The sequence below is a fragment of the Ruegeria sp. BA2 genome, from assembly GCF_056539605.1.
This window is the reverse complement of record NZ_JBQFVE010000002.1, coordinates 185,049-203,206: the sequence shown is the minus strand read 5'-3', so window position 1 is coordinate 203,206 and position 18,158 is coordinate 185,049. Positions and strand designations below refer to the sequence as shown.

At 55.0% G+C, this 18,158-nt stretch carries 18 protein-coding genes; 7 read left to right on the top strand and 11 right to left on the bottom strand.

Features of this window, described 5'->3' with window-relative positions; translation table 11 throughout:
- Window position 1 precedes the first annotated feature (1 nt).
- Genes ACR0NN_RS05585 through ACR0NN_RS05570 form a run of 4 tightly spaced genes read right to left on the bottom strand, consistent with a single transcriptional unit; the run spans window position 2 to window position 4,880 of the window.
- A complete protein-coding gene (locus tag ACR0NN_RS05585; protein WP_170723148.1) occupies window positions 2–499 on the bottom strand; it encodes an aminomethyltransferase family protein in 498 nt (165 codons plus the stop codon).
- 1 nt (window position 500) lies between these two features.
- Window positions 501–3,371, bottom strand: a complete 2,871-nt coding sequence (locus ACR0NN_RS05580; protein ID WP_170723145.1) for a 2Fe-2S iron-sulfur cluster-binding protein — start codon at window positions 3,369–3,371, stop codon at window positions 501–503.
- Window positions 3,358–3,615: a sarcosine oxidase subunit delta gene (locus tag ACR0NN_RS05575; protein ID WP_170723143.1), complete on the bottom strand. Its 258-nt coding sequence runs from the start codon at window positions 3,613–3,615 to the stop codon at window positions 3,358–3,360. The genes ACR0NN_RS05580 and ACR0NN_RS05575 overlap by 14 nt, the downstream gene beginning before the upstream one ends.
- 14 nt (window positions 3,616–3,629) lie before the next feature.
- Window positions 3,630–4,880, bottom strand: coding sequence for an FAD-dependent oxidoreductase (locus tag ACR0NN_RS05570; RefSeq protein WP_480684079.1), 1,251 nt, complete (start codon window positions 4,878–4,880; stop codon window positions 3,630–3,632).
- Window positions 4,881–5,165: 285 nt separating this feature from the next.
- Between ACR0NN_RS05570 and ACR0NN_RS05565 the strand changes: the two genes are divergently transcribed.
- Window positions 5,166–5,954, top strand: coding sequence for a phytanoyl-CoA dioxygenase family protein (locus ACR0NN_RS05565; protein ID WP_480684077.1), 789 nt, complete (start codon window positions 5,166–5,168; stop codon window positions 5,952–5,954).
- 33 nt (window positions 5,955–5,987) lie between these two features.
- Here the strand turns inward: ACR0NN_RS05565 and ACR0NN_RS05560 are convergent, their stop codons facing one another.
- Window positions 5,988–7,037, bottom strand: coding sequence for an aromatic ring-hydroxylating dioxygenase subunit alpha (locus ACR0NN_RS05560; RefSeq protein ID WP_480684076.1), 1,050 nt, complete (start codon window positions 7,035–7,037; stop codon window positions 5,988–5,990).
- 104 nt (window positions 7,038–7,141) lie between these two features.
- Complete coding sequence (locus ACR0NN_RS05555) at window positions 7,142–8,062, bottom strand: LysR substrate-binding domain-containing protein (protein WP_170723129.1); 921 nt, start codon at window positions 8,060–8,062, stop codon at window positions 7,142–7,144.
- Window positions 8,063–8,157: 95 nt separating this feature from the next.
- Here ACR0NN_RS05555 and ACR0NN_RS05550 point away from each other — a divergent pair, with 95 nt between their 5' ends.
- The 3 genes from ACR0NN_RS05550 (at window position 8,158) to ACR0NN_RS05540 (ending at window position 10,663) form a co-directional block, all read left to right on the top strand.
- Window positions 8,158–9,243, top strand: coding sequence for a hypothetical protein (locus tag ACR0NN_RS05550; RefSeq protein WP_480684074.1), 1,086 nt, complete (start codon window positions 8,158–8,160; stop codon window positions 9,241–9,243).
- 154 nt (window positions 9,244–9,397) lie between these two features.
- A complete protein-coding gene (locus ACR0NN_RS05545) occupies window positions 9,398–10,342 on the top strand; it encodes a fatty acid desaturase family protein (RefSeq protein ID WP_170723125.1) in 945 nt (314 codons plus the stop codon).
- A gap of 3 nt (window positions 10,343–10,345) precedes the next feature.
- A complete protein-coding gene (locus ACR0NN_RS05540; RefSeq protein ID WP_170723123.1) occupies window positions 10,346–10,663 on the top strand; it encodes a non-heme iron oxygenase ferredoxin subunit in 318 nt (105 codons plus the stop codon).
- A gap of 7 nt (window positions 10,664–10,670) precedes the next feature.
- Here ACR0NN_RS05540 and ACR0NN_RS05535 read toward each other — a convergent pair whose 3' ends face one another.
- The 4 genes from ACR0NN_RS05535 to ACR0NN_RS05520 are packed head-to-tail and all read right to left on the bottom strand — an operon-like array spanning window position 10,671 to window position 14,067.
- Window positions 10,671–11,552, bottom strand: coding sequence for an amino acid ABC transporter permease (locus tag ACR0NN_RS05535; protein WP_170723121.1), 882 nt, complete (start codon window positions 11,550–11,552; stop codon window positions 10,671–10,673).
- A gap of 54 nt (window positions 11,553–11,606) precedes the next feature.
- Complete coding sequence (locus ACR0NN_RS05530) at window positions 11,607–12,440, bottom strand: transporter substrate-binding domain-containing protein (protein ID WP_170685465.1); 834 nt, start codon at window positions 12,438–12,440, stop codon at window positions 11,607–11,609.
- A gap of 36 nt (window positions 12,441–12,476) precedes the next feature.
- Window positions 12,477–13,319, bottom strand: a complete 843-nt coding sequence (locus ACR0NN_RS05525) for an amino acid ABC transporter permease (protein ID WP_170723118.1) — start codon at window positions 13,317–13,319, stop codon at window positions 12,477–12,479.
- 1 nt (window position 13,320) lies between these two features.
- On the bottom strand, window positions 13,321–14,067 hold the full coding sequence (locus ACR0NN_RS05520; protein WP_480684071.1) for an amino acid ABC transporter ATP-binding protein: 747 nt from the start codon (window positions 14,065–14,067) through the stop codon (window positions 13,321–13,323).
- 283 nt (window positions 14,068–14,350) lie between these two features.
- Here ACR0NN_RS05520 and ACR0NN_RS05515 point away from each other — a divergent pair, with 283 nt between their 5' ends.
- The 3 genes from ACR0NN_RS05515 to ACR0NN_RS05505 are packed head-to-tail and all read left to right on the top strand — an operon-like array spanning window position 14,351 to window position 16,929.
- Window positions 14,351–14,929 (top strand): peroxidase-related enzyme, encoded by a 579-nt coding sequence (locus ACR0NN_RS05515; protein ID WP_170723116.1) that lies wholly within the window; start codon window positions 14,351–14,353, stop codon window positions 14,927–14,929.
- 11 nt (window positions 14,930–14,940) lie between these two features.
- Window positions 14,941–15,528: a helix-turn-helix transcriptional regulator gene (locus ACR0NN_RS05510; protein WP_170685462.1), complete on the top strand. Its 588-nt coding sequence runs from the start codon at window positions 14,941–14,943 to the stop codon at window positions 15,526–15,528.
- A 12-nt stretch (window positions 15,529–15,540) separates the two neighbouring features.
- Window positions 15,541–16,929, top strand: coding sequence for an MATE family efflux transporter (locus ACR0NN_RS05505; protein ID WP_170723113.1), 1,389 nt, complete (start codon window positions 15,541–15,543; stop codon window positions 16,927–16,929).
- Here ACR0NN_RS05505 and ACR0NN_RS05500 read toward each other — a convergent pair.
- Window positions 16,835–18,148, bottom strand: a complete 1,314-nt coding sequence (locus ACR0NN_RS05500; RefSeq protein ID WP_170723110.1) for an FAD-dependent oxidoreductase — start codon at window positions 18,146–18,148, stop codon at window positions 16,835–16,837. The genes ACR0NN_RS05505 and ACR0NN_RS05500 overlap by 95 nt on opposite strands.
- Window positions 18,149–18,158 lie beyond the last annotated feature (10 nt).

The window sequence follows — 18,158 nt, the reverse complement described above, 5'->3', positions numbered from 1 at the left end:
GTCAGGCCAAGGCGCGGGCCAGGTAATCTTCGACCATGTCCCCAAAGCTCTGTTCGACTGCGAATTCGAAACCGCCATTGCACCGCATCACCAACGCTTTGAGGCCAAACACTTCGGAATAGGTGACCGCGTCGTCTGCAAACACAGTGTCGTGAAGATCAAGCGGGCAGGCAATGGACATGATTTCTGATGCTTTTGATCCAGTGACGCTGAAGAATATCATCGTGTCCGAGACCCGGACGATACTGATATCGGCAGGGCAATCCGCAGGTTTGAACTGCGCCTGCAGCATCTCTTCCGCCTCCAACGGGGCCCTTACAAACCAGTGATCACGACCGATGTAATACAATTCGGTTGTGCCCTTGTTTGCCCGGGTATTGGGCCTGTTGGGCAAGGAAGGCAAAGCGTCTCCGATCCAGTTCTGAACCGCCCCGGAACTTCCCTTGAGGTCAAACAGTGCATTCAAGTTTTGGCGTTTGATTTGGACGTCGTAGCTCATCTCAAGACCTCAGCAACTTGCCCTCAGGGTCGTGGAAGACAGGCTTTGTTATGTTCACAGAGATCACCTCATCTTTCAATCGAACATGTGCGGTTTGTCCGTGGCGTTGGTGACCGTTCTTCAGCAAAGCCAACCCAATCCAACGGTTGTTGACGACGCTCCAGACACAGGCTGTGACCAAGCCTTCGGTGGCATTTTTCCTGCCTTCTGGTGTAAGCGGCGCGCCTTCCGGCACCTGCTGGTTCGGGTCTTCCGGCAAAATACCAACCAGTTCTCGACGCGCCGATTCCGATTTGCGACGCAAAAGGACCGAACGCTTGCCCAAGTAGTCGCGCTTCTTCTTGGACATGGCCCATCCCATGCCTAGGTCATAGGCGTCGACAGTACCGTCGACCTCGTGACCCAAAGAAAGAAAGCCCTTCTCAACCCGCAGAACGTGGCTGGATTCCGAGCCGACCGGCAGGATGCCAAAAGGCGCGCCTGCATCCATCACCTTATCCCACAAGGCCGCCATGTGGCGTGGGGCGACGTTGACCTCAAAGGACAGCTCGCCGGTGAAGCTGACACGCACGACCCGCGCAGGAAATCCTGCGACCTCGCCGTCCCGGAATGTCATGAAGGGAAAAGCTTCTGGTGACAAATCGATATCTGTACCCAGAGCGTGCATGACTTCGCGCGCACGTGGCCCACAAATGGTGGCATTATTCCATTGGCTTGTCACCGTAGTGATCATGACCTGCCAGTCTGGAAACTCGGTCTGAAGTAGTTTTTCCATGTGCTGATTGACCGCATCCGCATGGCCCGTGGAAGTTGAGATCATCCAGCGATGCTGATCCAGCCGAAACGCCACCCCGTCATCCAGGATCAGCCCATCATCAGACAGCATGAGGCCATACCGGCCCTCGCCGGGCTTCAAGCTGGACATGATGTTGGAGTACAGAAAATCTAAAAGGCGCGGCACATCGCGCCCCTTAAGCTCAAATTTCCCAAGCGGAGATCCATCGTAGACGCCAACACCCTCACGCACCGCACGGCATTCCCGGTTCACCGCATCTTGCAGGCCTTCGCCGGGTTTTGGGAAGTACCCTGGGCGGCGCCAGCGGGCACCAGCCTCATACATCACAGCGCCATTATCCTTGTTCCATTGCGTCACCGGCGTGTGCCGGTAGGGGAACAACACCGATTCCTCACGCAGCCCTCCAATCGCGCCGAATGAAACCGGTGTATAGGGGGACCGGAATGTGGTCGTGCCAATCTCTTGTAATGGAACACCCTTTTGCAAAGCGACAGTGCCGATAATGTTGATATTGCCCGTCTTGCCTTGATCTATGCCCATCCCGCCAGTGGTATAGCGTTTGACATGTTCAACGTTGTCATATCCTTCGCGCAGAGCCAGATGCACATCACCAACCGAGACATCGTTCTGGATATCCAGGAAAGCCTTTCCGCCCTGCCCAGGCACATCCACGCACCATAGTGGCTCGATTGCATATGGCAGATCTGTGCCGCCGTCGATAATCCGATCCAGTGTCAGATCACCCTCCGCTGCGCCTACGGCACGACAGGATTGGACCGCCCGATCCGGCATAAACGCAGAGAGGTCCTCATCAAACTGCAATGTGCTGCGGGACTGAGACCACAGATGCACGGTCGGGTTCCAACCTCCGGAGTGAACCAGCAGATCGCAGTTGATCCAGCTGCCCACGCCTCCGGCCTTGGGAAGGGCTTTGACGGCGCGTACGCGTTTGTGACCGCGAATGTCGGCAACAACCGTTCCAGCGTGGACAGTCATCCTAGGCACCATGTCCAGCGCGACTTGCGGAACGACATCACGAGAGTCGAGGATTGCCTGAACGGTAACCCCTGCTGCGACCAGATCAGCTGCCACGGCATAGGCACTGTTGTTATTCGTAAACAGAACCACGCGTTGCCCGGGGCTAACACCCCATCGGTTTACGTAGGCCTGAACGGACGAGGCCAGCATGACCCCCGGTCGGTCGTTGTTACTAAACACCATCGACCTTTCGGTGGCCCCGGTGGCAATCACGACTTCTGCCGCACGAACCCGCCAGCTACGTTCCAGAATGCTGGCCTGATCCGCCTCACGTTCATTAACGATCATTAGGTTGTGTTCGCGATAGGCCCAGACAGTTGCGTTCTGCAGATGGGTCACGTTTGCCATGTCGCGCAACTCGGCTACTGCGTCAGCAACCCAATCCATCGCGGGACGTTCCCCGATAGTTAGGTTCCGGTTCAGAAGACTTCCACCTGCCTCAGTGCCCTCATCCGCAAGGAAAACCCGCTTTCCTGCCCGACCGGCCTCAAGCGCGGCTAGCAACCCGGCTGGGCCTGCGCCCGCAATCAAAACGTCGGCATGCGCGTGACGTGCCTCGAAATGACCCGATGGTGGCGGGTGTTTTGGTGCCGCTGCCAGCCCGGCCGCCTTGCGAATGGATGGTTCAAACAGGTGCCAGTTGGGCCATTTGAATGTCTTGTAGTAAAAGCCCGCAGGAATGAACCTGCTCAGCAATTGATTGATCCCACCCAGATCAAACTCGGGTGAAGGCCAACAATTGACCGAGCGTGCGCTAAGCCCTTCGCGTAACGGAACCGTGGTTGCCGGGCGGTTGCCCGATGCGTCCTCGCCGTCCAATTCCACCAAGGTTCCCGGCTCTTCAGGCCCGTGCCCAATAATGCCGCGCGGGCGGTGGTATTTGAAACTACGGGCGGTCACCCGCACCCCATTTGCCAATAGGGCCGAGGCTAGAGTGTCCCCTTCGAACCCTTCGTAAGTTCTACCATTAAATTGGAACGTCAGAGGGCGGCTGCGATCAATACGACCACCGGATGCACGACGGTTACTCTGAGCCATCGGGCGCCTCCACAATGTCATGGGTCACGGTATCCCGCCAGATTGTCAGCCATTCGCCGCAGCCACGCGCGTGCCACCACCGTTCTTGAACCGGCCCCAGCGGGTTGGGCGCGACCGTCAGGTATTCCACCCATTCAGCATCGGTGACGGCGTTGGGATCAGGACGGTCGGCACCAACAGGGCCGCCATAGGTGAACTCGCTCTCATTACGTTTGCCGCAGAATGGGCAGGGGATCAGCATCATGGTCCTGTCCTTTTCTATCTCGCTGTCGTGGTGCCAGCTTCCATCACAAATTCCAGATGGCGAAAGCGGTCCAAAGTGAATGAGGCCATCAGCGGATGCGGTTCGCCCTTGGCGACCAGATGTGCAAGCGTCAGTCCCCCGGCTGGGATCGCCTTATACCCGCCCCACCAACCTGCTGTCACAAACAGCGACGGCACCTCGGTCTGATCCATGATGGGCGAAGCATCGTGGGCAATATCCAGATGCCCGCCCCACTGGCGCATTAGCTTGAGCTTCTTGAAGCTCGGGAAGAGCGACAGCATCGCGGTCACCGTGTCTTCAAAGACATGCTGCTTAATATCGCGACGAAAGCTCTGGCCCATGTCGGGCGCCCCGCCAATCACCATCTCACCCTTGTCAGACTGGCTGAAATAGAATCCACTGTCCGGGCAGTTCACGATGACATCCACCAAGGGCTTCACCGGCTCGGACACAAAAGCTGTCAGGTTCATCGTGCGCAACGGCAACTTAAGCCCGGCAGTCTCGGTCAGTGTGGTGGTATGGCCTGACACGGCCACAACCACCTTCTTCGCACGCACGGTGCCGCGATTGGTTTCGACACCTTCGATGTGACCATCAGCGCCACGTATCAATGATTGCACAGCAGTCTGTTGGTGCATCTCGACACCCATCGCATCCGCAGCGCGGGCATAGCCCCAAGCCACAGCATCATGCCGATTCACACCCGCATCTGTATGGACCATGCCACAGATGATCGGCAGGCGCGCATCTGGCCCTCCACCGGTCAGCGCAGGTATGCGCCTGCGCAGCTCGTTTGTTGTGATCTGCTCATAGGTTGAACCATATATATCCATTACCAACTGTCGACGCCGCAACTCTCGCAGTTTGGGCCAAGTTTGCACCACATCCACCATCGTGCGTTTAGAGTGCATCATGTTGAAGTTCAGCTCATGCGTGAGCCCTTCGTACATTTCGACAGATTTGACGTAGAACGGGATCGACTCGTCCCGCATATAGTTGGATCGGATCGTCACCGTATTGCGCGCGATGTTGCCCCCGCCCAACCAGCCGCGCTCCAACACAGCCACGTCGGTTATACCAAACTCTTTGGCCAGATAATAAGCGGTGGCCAGCCCGTGACCCCCTGCCCCGATCACCACAACCTCGTACTGATCTTTGAGTGGAGGGCTACGCCAAGCCCGAGGCCAGTTTTTGTGACCCGAAAGTGCATTTCGCGCGAGCGAGAATATCGAATATCTTTGCATGACAGTTATACTATTTACCTTTGGTAATGTATCGTCAATAAATTTATTTACCATCACGCAATCTCACTTGGATGATCCGCAAAGTTCGGTTATGATGCCTCATGGCTTTTCAAGTGGAACAGTTTCATCGAAGTCTTGCCGGAAAATGGTCGGCACGTTCCAGATGGCCCTGTTTCATCATAAATTGCCGCAGCTCTCCGGCTCTGTAACTCCATGCGAAAATGGCGCGACGCGCCCCAATGAAACGCGCCCAGACTTGGGACTAAAGTGATGGATGAATGAGCTATGACAACGACCATGCAAATGTCGACCGTGCAGGAAACCTATGCACGCGACGGCGTCGTATTGTTGAAAAATATCCTTTCCGATGAGTGGCTTGGTAAGCTGCGCGATGCAGTTGATACCGAGGTCAAGAAAGGCGACCGGTACTTTGCCTATAAGAATATGCGTGAAAGCCCGGGCGTCTTTCAGGATTACTGTCTGACCTCGAACATCGGGCAGCGCGTGGCCGAGGTGGCTGGCAGCCCATGGACCTCGCTAATCTACGACCAGATTTTTGTGAAAGAACCGGGAGCACGCACGCAGACCGGTTGGCACACGGATCAACCCTATTGGCCCGTGGCTGGCCCGATCATGACGATTTGGATCGCGCTCGACCCCGTTGATCCGGATAACGGAGCGCTGGAATTCGTGCGCGGTTCGCACGCTTGGGGCGCAAAATACCGTCCCTTCAAGACCGATCAGCTGGGCGGGTTTCTTCACTATCTGGAACAGGACAATCCGGACTATATCGACATGCCTGACTTTGAGGCGGACCGAGAGAAATATGACATCTTCCACCATGAACACATGGAGCCCGGTGATGCGCTGGCTTTCGATGGAATGACAGTGCATTCGGCTATGGGCAATCGAACGACGACCCGGCGCAGGCGCGGGTATGCGATACGATTTGCCGTCGAAGGTGCCACCTATGAGCCACGCGATATGGTCACCGAATGGCTGCATGATGACAGTCTGACACCCGGCGCGCCCTTTGCCGGGGGGCGGTTCCCCGTCATCTACAAGGCCGACTAGGGTGCGGGGCCGGTTACCCGGCCCTTGCCAAACTCAGGCCTGAAGCAACGTGCCTTCGGGCTGCGCAGCCTCAGCCTCAATCGCCCGGTCAAGAACGCGCCGGAACATTTTGGCGCCGGCATCCAGACCCAGATCGATATGGGGCGTCCGGGCGTGTTTCATACCCTGATGCACCTTCTCCAACACTTCTTTATCCTCAAGAAACGCCATTCGGGCCCCGTCATTCATGAACTTTGAAACCTCGGCATTATCCGGGTCTGAGTTGCGATGTTGGAACCAGAAGTATCTGGTCTGATCCTCATTGATCGGCGTCATGAAGTTGTAAGAGATGTTGATGAATGTCTCGTCGACAGGATCTTTGTCGTAACCACCGGTGCCAACAGGCGTATAGATCGACTTGTTCAACCCGATGGCAGGCATGCACATCTCGTAATGCTGCAAGCGGTCGCAATCGCCCTGAAACGCGACAATCTTGGCGTAGTAGGGCGAAGGTGGCTTATTCTCAATCCAGCGCGAGACGATCACACCGCGATCAGTCTTTTCGACGTTCAATGGCTCTTCATCCGTCCCCGCCCCGGCAAAGGACGAGACATGAACCCAGGCTACGTGACTGGGATCAAGTAAATTGTCGCAAACCCAAAGATAGTGGCAATCAATGTCCATCACTCCGCCATCAGTCATGCCCCAGGTGGCATTCTCAAAGTTCTCGATTGGAAAAATCAGATCCGGGTCAGCCAGTTCAGGATCGCCCATCCAGATCCAGAGCAGACGATAGCGGTCAACAACAGGGTATGATTTTACCACCGCTCGGCGCGGTGTCATCCCGCGCTGCGTCGGGCTGTCAATACAAGTGCCCGAACAATCGAATGTCAAACCATGATACCCGCATTCAACGAGATCACCCATCAGATTGCCGTTGGAAAGCGGCAGTTTGCGATGCGGGCAAGCATCTTCAAGCGCCACCGGCGTTCCATCTTGCTGACGATAGAGCACGATATTCTCACCCAGATACGTCTCAGCTTTAAGGTCTCGCCCGATATCCTTGCTCCAGGCTGCGACATACCAACAATTCCTGAGGTACATGTTGTGCTCTCCTATTAAGTCAGGTGGCTATGGGCATTATGGCAGGGTCAGAGCGATGCGCCATGTTGGATTTGTAATGACATATATAAGGATAACTAATTCGGTCACGACTGTGACGGCGGCAAATCGGGCTGTGAATTAGCTTCGGATTTGATCCAGTTCAAGAACTCACTGACTTTTTGGCTATCCTTGCTTTCAGGTCGACGGACCAGCCAATAAGACAGCGGCGATTGTGTCAAATAATCGAATGGGCGCACTAGGCGGCCATCGCACAATGCATCTATCACCAATGGCTCGCGCCCCAACGCGACACCCAACCCTTCAATTGCAGCCTGCACCACCATATTTGATTGCCCGAAGCGACGGGTGCGCAGGTCTGGCGGTAAAGTCAGGTTACTTTGCCTCGCCCAATATTCCCACGTCGGGCTGGATGCCCCATGGTGTAAATTTTCATCGACCAAAAGGGTATGGTCCGGCAAATCCTTTGTACCTTTTAACGTTTGTAAAAGCGCAGGTGCACAAACCGGAAACAGCCGTTCGCCCATCAACAGGTCCACCTGAAATCCTGGGTATTCACCCAGGCCATATCGAATACCGATATCGGAATCTACGCCAGAAAATGGATAGAACCCGGTATCGGTGGCAATCGAAATCGACAGGTCCGGATGGGCCAGATCAAAGTGCAAAAGCCGTGGAAACAACCAATTAAACGCAAATCCTGGTAGGCAAGAGATCACGATCGTCTTGTCAGTTCGCGTTTTGTCGCGCAGTTGCGAACAGACATCCGAAATACGACCCAGACCTTCGGTGATAGCCAATGCCAGTTGCTCGCCATCTCGGGTTGGCCGCGATTGCCTTGCACCGCGAACCAGCAGTTCTCGCCCCAACCATTCCTCAAGCGTTCTGACGTGCTGACTGACGGCACTTTGGCTGACGCCCAACTCTTCGGCAGCGGATGAAAAACCCGAGTGGCGTACAACCGCCTCGAATGCCCTTAGCGCGGAATATGGCAAGTTCAAGATCATATTAGTCACCCTAATGATAGCCATTATCACTTTCAAATGGATTGGTGCAGGCGTCAGGTCTTAAATCTAGGACATCAAGCAATCAGGAGATGTCGATGCCCGACATGACGCCAGAGCGCGGCGCTTACAATCTGTTGGTCAATTGCGCCCATGCAGCGGCGGCTGACAGGTTGCTGATAGCCTATGAACCTCCGGAGTTTGGGTATTTCGATGCCGACGGCGTGGATGTCGTCAGACAGGCTGCCCATAAACTTGGGTTGCGGGTTGAAACGGTTGATGTCGGATTCAACCCCGACAATCCGCATTTGTCCCATGATCTACTAGAGCGGTTTGAAGCGGCGGACATCATCCTGTTTCTCGCCCGGCTTGGGGATCAGTTGCGGTTCTCGGACATGCCTCAGGGAAAAAAGATAATCGTCAGCTTCGCACTAAACAAAGAGATGTTGGGGTCTGGATTTTCCAACGGACATCACGACGCGTTCATGGAGCTGAAGGCTGATATCAACTCGGTGTTGAATTCAGCCGAAGAAGTGCGGATCACTTGCCCCTTAGGTACGGATGTTCGCGGTCGCCCGGTGATGAACCTGCATCACACCGGCGACACCTCGATACTGCGGTTTCCGATGTCTGTTTTCACCCCGGTTCCTGCACACAGTTTTTCCGGTCGTATAGCCATCAGCTTTCTGACAGGCACGGGATCGAAATACTATGATGACTATACGATCGAATTCGACCGGCCGGTATTTGCGATGATGGAGAACGGACGGTTGCTACGATTTGATGGCGACCCGGTAGATGCTGCGCGGGCCGAAGCGCACTATGATCGCGTCGCCAATCAGCTGGGAATTGACCGCAACTTTATACATTCCTGGCACGCGGGCATTCATCCCGGATGCGGCTACCCCTGGGATATGCGCGACAACTATGAACGCTGGGGCGGGTCAGCCTTTGGCAATCCGCGTATCCTGCATTTCCACACCTGTGGTGCCTACGCGCCCGGTGAAATCAGCTGGAACGTTATTGATGCATCCATCGTGATTGATGGGGTAACCTATTGGGACCGAGGTGTATTCCATGCGGAACGGTTGCCCGGCGGGCAATCTGTCCTTGATCGTCACCCTTGCGCGGCTGCGTTATTTGCCAATCCCGACCCGGATATCGGGCTGCGCAATGTGGGCTAAGCAATCGCAACTTGATCGAATCACGTACCAGCGAAATACTCGATGTTAATAGGGCCTGTCCGAGTTGGTCCTATGGTGCGGAGCACTCCCGTCTCCGGTGCCGGAATATGCGTAGAGGGCACGACCCCCGCTCCGGCAAAATCATGGAAATCACATGTCAAAAGCAATCGTCACGCCGCTGACTCAGGCTCTGGCCGAAGGAAAACTGACACGCGAAGAGCTTAAAGGATTCATGCGACGCTCGAACGGCCCCGGATTGCGCCATTTGGCGCTTTGGGTTCTGGTTCTGGCCTGCACGACAACGCTGATCACTCTAGCCTGGAACAGCTGGCTGATCTGGCCCGCGATGTTCCTGCAAGGCACCGTTCTGGTGCACCATTTCTCACTGCAACATGAATGTGTGCACTATACTGTGTTTCGCACCCGTTGGCTGAACGATCTGGTTGGCCAGATATGCGGGCTGATCATTATCCTGCCGCATCGGTTCTTTCGGTATGAGCATTGCGATCACCACACCTATACCCAACTGACTGGCGAAGACCCCGAACTAATCCCGCTGCCCAAAACGCTTGGCGAGTATCTTCTGTATCTGTCCGCCTTGCCCTATTGGCGCGCCAAGTTTACCGAGCTGTTTCGCCATGCATTTGGCAAACTCAGTGAGGCCGAGCTGCGCTTTATTCCAAAAGAAGAACACCAATCAGTCTATTGGGACGCGCGTCGTATGCTCGCCATCTACGCGGTTGTCTTTGTTGCTATGGCGATCACCGGGTGGTGGGGCCTGATCTGGTACTGGATCATACCATTGTTTCTGGGCGAGCCTGTGATGCGATTTGTGCGCATGACCGAACATGTTGGGCGGCCAACCGTGGCTCAGATGTCAGAGAATACACGCACCAATCTGGTCTCAAAGCCGATGTCCTTTCTGTGCTGGAACATGAACTATCATGCTGAACATCACTATGTCGCCTCGGTCCCATTCCACGCCCTGCCCCGGCTGCATGAGAAGCTGAAGGATCATATCTTTGTCGAAAGGGGCGGATATCTTGCCGCGCATCGCGACATTCTGCGCCAGATCATGCAGCGCAAAGCGAAGGCCTGAGCGATGAAGGCAGACAAACCATGGCGCGATCTGATCGAGGCATCTAAACTGGAAAAAAACTGGGTCACGCGGGTTGAGGTTGGGCCACGAATGATTGCGGTCTATGACACACCCAGCGGTGTTTACGCCTCACTGGCATTGTGCAATCACGGTGGCGCAGATCTCTGCGATGGTTATTTCGACGGCCATGTCATCGAATGCCCCTTGCATCAGGGCGCGTTCGACGTTCGGGATGGCAAGCCTGTTTCTGCACCTGCGACCCGAGCCATGCGCGTATTCGAAACGCGCATAATAGACGGGATGGTTCAGGTCCGTATGTGACCTGAACCTAGCGCTTATCAGATCGTTTTTCGAGCCGCGCGAAAATACGGCTGAGACCGAAACAGACAACGAAGTAGAATGCCGCCGTTGTGATCCATGCCTCGAAGATCATTCGAGACGACGCGACCAGTTCGACGGTCTTGTAGGTCAGTTCCTGAACCGAGATCAGCGACAAGATTGAGCTGTCCTTGATCAATGAGATGAACTGGTTCGCTAACGGTGGCACAACCTTTTTCATCGCCTGCGGGAGAACGACATAGCGCAATTCCTGTATGCGGCTCATACCGATCGAGCGTGCAGCTTCGCGCTGACCTTTCGGGATCGACTGGATACCTGCACGGACAATTTCACCGACAAACGCGCTCTCAAACAGCGCCAGAACGATGACACCGGAAACAAGCGATGGAAAGCGCCGCATCTCACCGAAGAAGAAGGTCCAGATCTGGTTGCCTTCCTGCCGTGCAATGCCGCGTGCCCAGCGTTCCAGGTTCAGCGCGTCGATCAGTTGCTGTGACAGGAAGAAGAAGAATATGAAGACGACGACAACCGGGGGCACATTGCGCAGAAACTCAAGGTAGGTGCGCGCTAGCATGCGTATCGTCAGATTGGCCGAACAGCGCGCAACTCCCAGAATTGTGCCTAGAATGAGGGCGAGAATACCGGAATAGATGCTGATACGAACGGTGGCCGCCAGGCCTTGCAGAAGCAGATTGGCAAAATATTCTTCGCGCCCGGAATGCCAGCCAACAATGTAGCTGGGGATCAGTTCCCAACGCCATTTATAGTTCAGCGTGCCTTCGATCGACAGCCAGATATACCCGAAAAAGGCAATCAGAACTGCAGCGATCAGATAATCAGGCCATCTGAGTTTTTTGAGAAAATCTTGCACCAAGGCGCTCCGCATCTGGACCGGGGGCGGGTGGGCCGCCCCCAGCGAGATTTGTTATTGGGCAACCTGATCGGCCCACTCTTCCGTGGCGAACCAATAGTTGTGACGCTCTTCCAGCCAGCCAGACCGCCATTGCTGGGCAATCCAGTTGTTGAAGAAGTTCATCGCATCAGGATCACCTTTGCGCATCCCAAATGCTTCACCACGCGGGTCGAACAGTTCTCCTTCCAGCACAACCAGCGTTTCAGGATTGCGCCCTGCCTCGCGGTTTGGGGTTGGTTGCGATGCCATGGTGGCATGGGCGTTGCCATTCAGTACTTCCTGGGTCGATGCTCCGTCCTCATCAAACAGCAGCAGGTTAGCTTCCGGGAATGCCTTGGCGATCACGGTTGCGGGTGTCGCACCCCTACGCGCCGTAAAAGTAACATCAGGCGAGTTCAGATCTTCACGCGACATACCTGCTGTCAGTTCTTTGTTCGCCAAAATAGCTAAGCCCGAAAACGCATAAGGATCGGTAAAGTTGATCGTCAGGTTCCGCTGCGCGGTCACCGACATACCCGAGATGATCACATCGAAATTGCCCGATACAAGCGCCGGGATGATGCCATCCCACGCGGTTGGTACAAACTCAACCTCAACCCCCATGTCTTCAGCCAGTTTGCGCCCGACATCCAGTTCAAACCCGATCAGATCGCCGTTTTTGTCACGCATCGACCACGGCACGAACAGCGACAGGCCAATCCGGATCACCCCATCCTGCTTGATCGTTTCAATTACACTTTCGCTGGACAGTTCCTGGGTTGCGCTTTGCGCCCAGCTTGAGGTCGCCATACCTGTTGCCACGACCGCGCCCAGGGCAGCCCCGAGCATTCTGCGAGAAAGCTTCATCTTGGTTCTCCTTGTTGTCCGGTTAAAATCTTGTGGTTATTGGTCGACGGCATATTTTTTCTCCAGATAGCTCACGCCGATCGACAGGATCAGGGTCACCACCAGATAAACCAGTGCGATGGTGAACCAGATTTCAAAACTCATGTAAGTATCGGATATGATGTTGCGCCCAAAGGTGGTCAGCTCGGCCACGGCGATCACGCTGACGATGGCAGACGATTTGATCAGGTGAACGACCTCACCTGTCATCGGTGGCAACATAAATCGTATGGATTGCGGAAGGATGATGTACCGGTAAGTCTGATAGGGGGACATCCCGATGGATTTGGCGGCCTCCCATTGGCCTGTTGGGATCGCATTGATCCCGGCCCTCAGGATTTCGGATATTAGGGCCGAGTGAAACACCGCCAAAGTCAGGATACTGGCGGTATATCGATCAAATCCAAAGATTGGCCCAAGCACATAGTAGAAGAGATACAGCAAAACCAGCAGGGGTATGTTGCGGATCAACTCAAGAAACGCAACGGCGACGGCCGACCCGATCACCAATCCAGACATGCGCAGCAAAGCCACGAGCAGCCCGATAGCCGTGGCCAGCAAGAACGAGATGACGGACAGTTTGATCGTGGCAACCAACCCGATGGGAATCTCGCCCCACTCGAATCCGATCTCGGTATCGCGGTACAGGAACTGCGGCACCCGGTACCATTGCCAGTTATATCCCATCCCCTGAGCGCCAACATATGATCCATAAGCAATCAGCCCGACGACGACGACATAGATCACGACTGAAACAAACACCGAGCCGAAGAACCGCTTGTAGAATGGCGGTTTCGGCAGAGGCTGTCCCTTTCCCCGTGTTATGCCCAGATCGGTCACGTCAATGCTCCAATATCTGGTTCAGGAACAAGCGGCAGCGTTCGCTGGACGGGTTGGTAAAGAACTGTTCAGGCGGCGAGATTTCAACGATCTGCCCTGCCTCCATGAAAACCATGGTGTCAGCGACCTTGCGGGCAAACCCCATCTCATGGGTGACAACAACCATGGTCATGCCGGTATCGGCCAGCTCAACCATCACATCCAGCACCTCATTAATCATCTCGGGATCAAGCGCTGAGGTCGGCTCGTCAAACAGCATGATCCGGGTTTCCATGCACAAGGACCGCGCAATGGCGACGCGCTGTTGCTGCCCGCCAGACAGTTGCGCCGGATATTTATCGGCCTGCTCGGGTATGTGAACGCGATCAAGGTAGTTGCGCGCTGTTTCCTCAGCCTGAGTCTTGGAAATCTTGCGCACCTTCATTGGCCCGATCATCAGGTTTTCAAGCACGGTCAAATGCGGAAACAAGTTGAACTGCTGAAAGACCATCCCGACTTCTTGCCGAAGTTCACGGATTTCTTTCGCATCTTTGTAGACTTCGATCCCATCAATCACGAGACGTCCGGAATTGTGCCATTCCAAGCCGTTGAAACAGCGGATCAGAGTGGATTTTCCCGACCCCGACGGGCCGCAGATCACAACTTTTTCACCCTGATGAACGGTCAGATCGATGTTTTTGAGCGCATGGAACGTACCGTAGTACTTATCCAGATTGGTCACTTCGATCATGGGGGCGGGCTGCGTCATGCCAAACCTGTCGATTTTCGGGTTAGACGCAAATTCTGTGCAAGCGTGCGGACACAATGCACTCGCGCTATAGGCTGCGTTTCAGCGCCACGCGCGATTGGGCCTACCCCGGTCGGCTGAGAATAAAGCAGAGTGGAGTGAACTGGCAAAGCTTCAGACTCCTCAAATCTGTTGCGCCTTGTTCAATATGGTTGCTTAATGTGCAATATTCGTCAATAAAAAACTCAACGGGCCGCTTCAGGCTGCTGAAAATTTGAACAAACCATTGTGGGAGGTGACCAGAATGTCCGCCTGGATTCGGATGATTTCTGACGAAGATGCTGACGAGCACCTGAGTGCTACTCTGGATCTGGCGCGTACTCCGCATGGAACCGTAGATAATGTGATGCGCGTTCATTCGCTGCGCCCTAACACCATGAAAGGGCACGTTATTTTGTATCGGGCCTGCCTTCATGATGACGCAAATTCAGTACCCATGTGGTTTCAGGAAGTCATCAGCTCTTATGTTTCGACGCTAAATAACTGCCCTTATTCCTATGCCAATCATTGGGCCAATGCCCGCCATTTGATCGGAGACGAACCACGCGCCGATGCGATTGAGACAGCGCTGAAAGCGCATCGACCTCAGGACGCGTTTGAAGGGGCTCAATTGTCTGCATTGATCTATGCAGACAAGCTGACCCGCTCGCCCGGCACGATGACAGAATCTGATGTTGCGGCTTTAAAAGAGTCTGGCTGGGAGGATGGTGAGATACTCGAGATCAATCAGATCGTGGGGTATTTCAACTATGCCAACCGATTGTTGAATGGTTTGGGTGTCACAACGGAAGGAGACGTCGTAGGCTATTACGCCGAAGATTAACGGAATGTATCATGCAGGATGACACACCGGGAAGACAGATTGACCGCGCCATCGGCGCCTCGCTGAGAGAATTGCGCCAAAGCCGAAAGCAATCCGCCCGTCGGCTAGCCGAGCAGTCGGGTATTTCAGCAGCCATGGTCAGCCGCATCGAGAATGGGTTGGTTTCGCCTTCGATTGATACACTTGCCGCTCTGGCTGAGGCGCTTGAAGTGCCGATCGTCTCGTTGTTTCGCGAAGCGCGAACGGATCACACCGACTATACGCTGGTGCGCCACGGGCAAGGGTTGAAGTCCACCCGTTTGGCGGGCGGTCATTCGCATGAATACGTCAACCTTGCATTGCACTCCCGCAAAGACCTGCGATTTCAGGCCCGCCGCGTGACATTGTTGCGGGACGAAGGGCGGCCGCCCACCTATGTTGGGCACGGTGTTGTTTTCGTGCAAGTACTTGAAGGGCAGGCCATTTATCGCTATGGCGAGGCTCGTTTCACACTATCCGCCGGCGACAGCATCAGTGTTGATGCGGAACTGAATCACGGCTTCGAAGAGGTACTAACCCCCGAATTCGTCTTTTTAACCGTTCAAGCCGAGCGCCCTTAGTAGCTAAGCAAAATGGCCGACCCCACCGATATTGATCTGACACGCGGTCCGATCTCGACCCATTTTCGAACCTTGGCGATCCCGGCAGCAATCGGGATGCTGTTCAACACGCTCTACAACGTCGTTGATATGTTCTTCGCCGGGCTGCTCTCAACCAGTGCTCAGGCCGGATTGGCATTGGGATTTCAAGCCTTCTTTATCGCGATCTCGGTTGGGGTCGGTCTAGGCTCAGCAATGGGCGCCCTCGTCGGCAATGCATTGGGCGCCGGGGATAATCGCGCGGCGCGAAGGTTTGCAGCGCAAGGGATAATCTATGGGCTGATTGCGGCACTAGTTCTAGCTATTGCGGGTCTCTGGTACGGGCCCGCGCTCATTAATCTGGTATCGGAACCGGGGCCTTACCGCGATGCGGGCTTACGTTATTTTCATTGGCTGTTGCTCGCCTTGCCCGGGTTCCTTTTAGCCTTTGGCTGCAATGGTATACTGCAGGCGCACGGGGATGCGGTTTCGATGCAACGCGCGCTTATCGTTGCATTCTTCGCCAATATCGGTCTGAACCCCCTGTTGATCTATGGCATCCCCGGCCTGATTCCCGGAATTGGGTTCGACGGGCTCGCGGTGTCGACCGTCATCAGCCAGACCGGCGTGATGGCTTTCATGATACGTCAGGTACTCAGACGCCGCAGGATGAGGCGTATGCGGGCAAGAAACTTCATCCCGCGTCTGAAAACGTTCAAGGAAATCTCAGTCCAGGTTCTTCCTACGGCTACATCATTCATCGTGATGCTTCTGTCCGGTTTCGTCATGCAGTTCGCATTGAAGATCTTTGGCGAACACGCAATCGCGGGCTTCGGGGTTGCAATTCGGCTTGAACAAATTCTGTTGCTGCCTGTGCTGGGCGTCACCGGTGCCCTTCTACCCATTGCATCCCAGAATTTCGGAGCCCGTGATTATGACAGGGTGCGCGAAGCTTTGTTTTATTGCTGGAAGGTCGGTTTCATCATGACCGCGATAGCGATCCCGATTTTGTGGATATTTGGTCGAGCGCTGCTTGGCTTCTTTACCAATGACCCCGAAGTGATCCGCGTAGGGTTAAGCTATTTGCGCGTCGACAGCCTAATCCTCCCGTTTTATATGATGCTGTTTTCCATCAATTCACTGCTGCAAGCGTTGAAACGCCCAATTTGGACAGTTTGGATCAGCCTTTATCGTCAGGGATTTGGAGTTGCTTTCTTTGTCTGGGTCTTCATTGGATTGCTCGGATTCAACGAAATCGGCGTGTGGTTTGGAACCGCTTGTGCCGTAATCACCGGCTGGATGATCGGGCTGTTGGTGGCATCCTATGTTTCCCGAAAAGAGTTGGGAGGGCTCTGGCTCTGGCCGAGAACCGATCCGGGCTAAAGGCTTGAATATCGATATCCAGCGTTCTGCCTGCAATCACATCCGCAACCAGCCGTGCCGTTGTTGCACCCAAGGTCAAACCAAGCTGACCATGCCCCGTCGCGAAAGTGACATTGGCCAGACGACTGCTGCGGCCAATGATCGGGCGCGTGTCGGGCGTAAAGGGGCGTCGACCCATGCGGCGCTCGGCTTTTTCAGTCTTCAACCCGGGTAGAACGCGGTGCGCACGTTTGACCAGAACGTCCGCGCGATTCCAGTTGGGCTTTGAATTCAGGTCCGCAAATTCTGCAGTCCCGGCCACCGCCAGCGCATCCTGATAGGGCGTTATGCCAAACCCGCCCTTTGCATAAAACACCGTATGACGCAGATCGACACCACTGTCCTGTAGTGCAGTGGAATATCCGATAACCCCCTCCATATGCAGGGGAATATCTAGCTTGCTCCCCAGCATTCGCGAATAAGAACCCGCCGCTATGACAAATTCATCCGCGCTGAGCGCCTGCCCGTCACTGAGGCGCAGGCTTTGGACAGTACGGCCATCTCGCACAAAATCGATCGCTGCACCGGTGACGATCGTCCCACCCCGGCTGACAAAACTCTGCGTCAGAGTTTCAACCAAGTGCTTTGGGTCCGTCACAAAGCTCCAGTCCCGCAGCAAAGCGGCATGTTTGAAATCAGGTGCAATTGCAGGTTCAATATCATGCGCGTCATGGCCAGACACTTGATCAATCGTGCACCCAAACTCACGTGCCAGATCAAAAGCTGCTCGCATGGTTTCAAAGTCATTATCGTCATCAAAGAGCTTAACCACCGGCCGCTCGACCAAAAGATCCGGGTGACCAATATCTGCAATCTGTGATTTGAAATCGTCAGTGGCCGCAAATGTGAGTCGCGCCAGATCAGCGGTGATCGCCCGCATCTTGGAACGCCGCGCATTCGCTGTGAACCGCGCAAACCATGGCAGCAGCTTCAGGGCAGATGCTGGGCGCAGAGCCAATGGCGCTTCGGAATCCAGCAACCATCCGGGCACCTTCAAAAGCATACCGGGTTGCGACAATGGCACGATCTCGCCCACTGCAATACAGCCACAGGAAGCCCAGCTAGCGCCTTCGCCTACCGGCCCCGGTTCCACGACCGAAACATCATGTCCCTGAGATTGCAGTGACAGGGCGCAGGATATTCCAACGATGCCGCCACCGATCACGGCCACTTGAGACATTCGCGCAGCC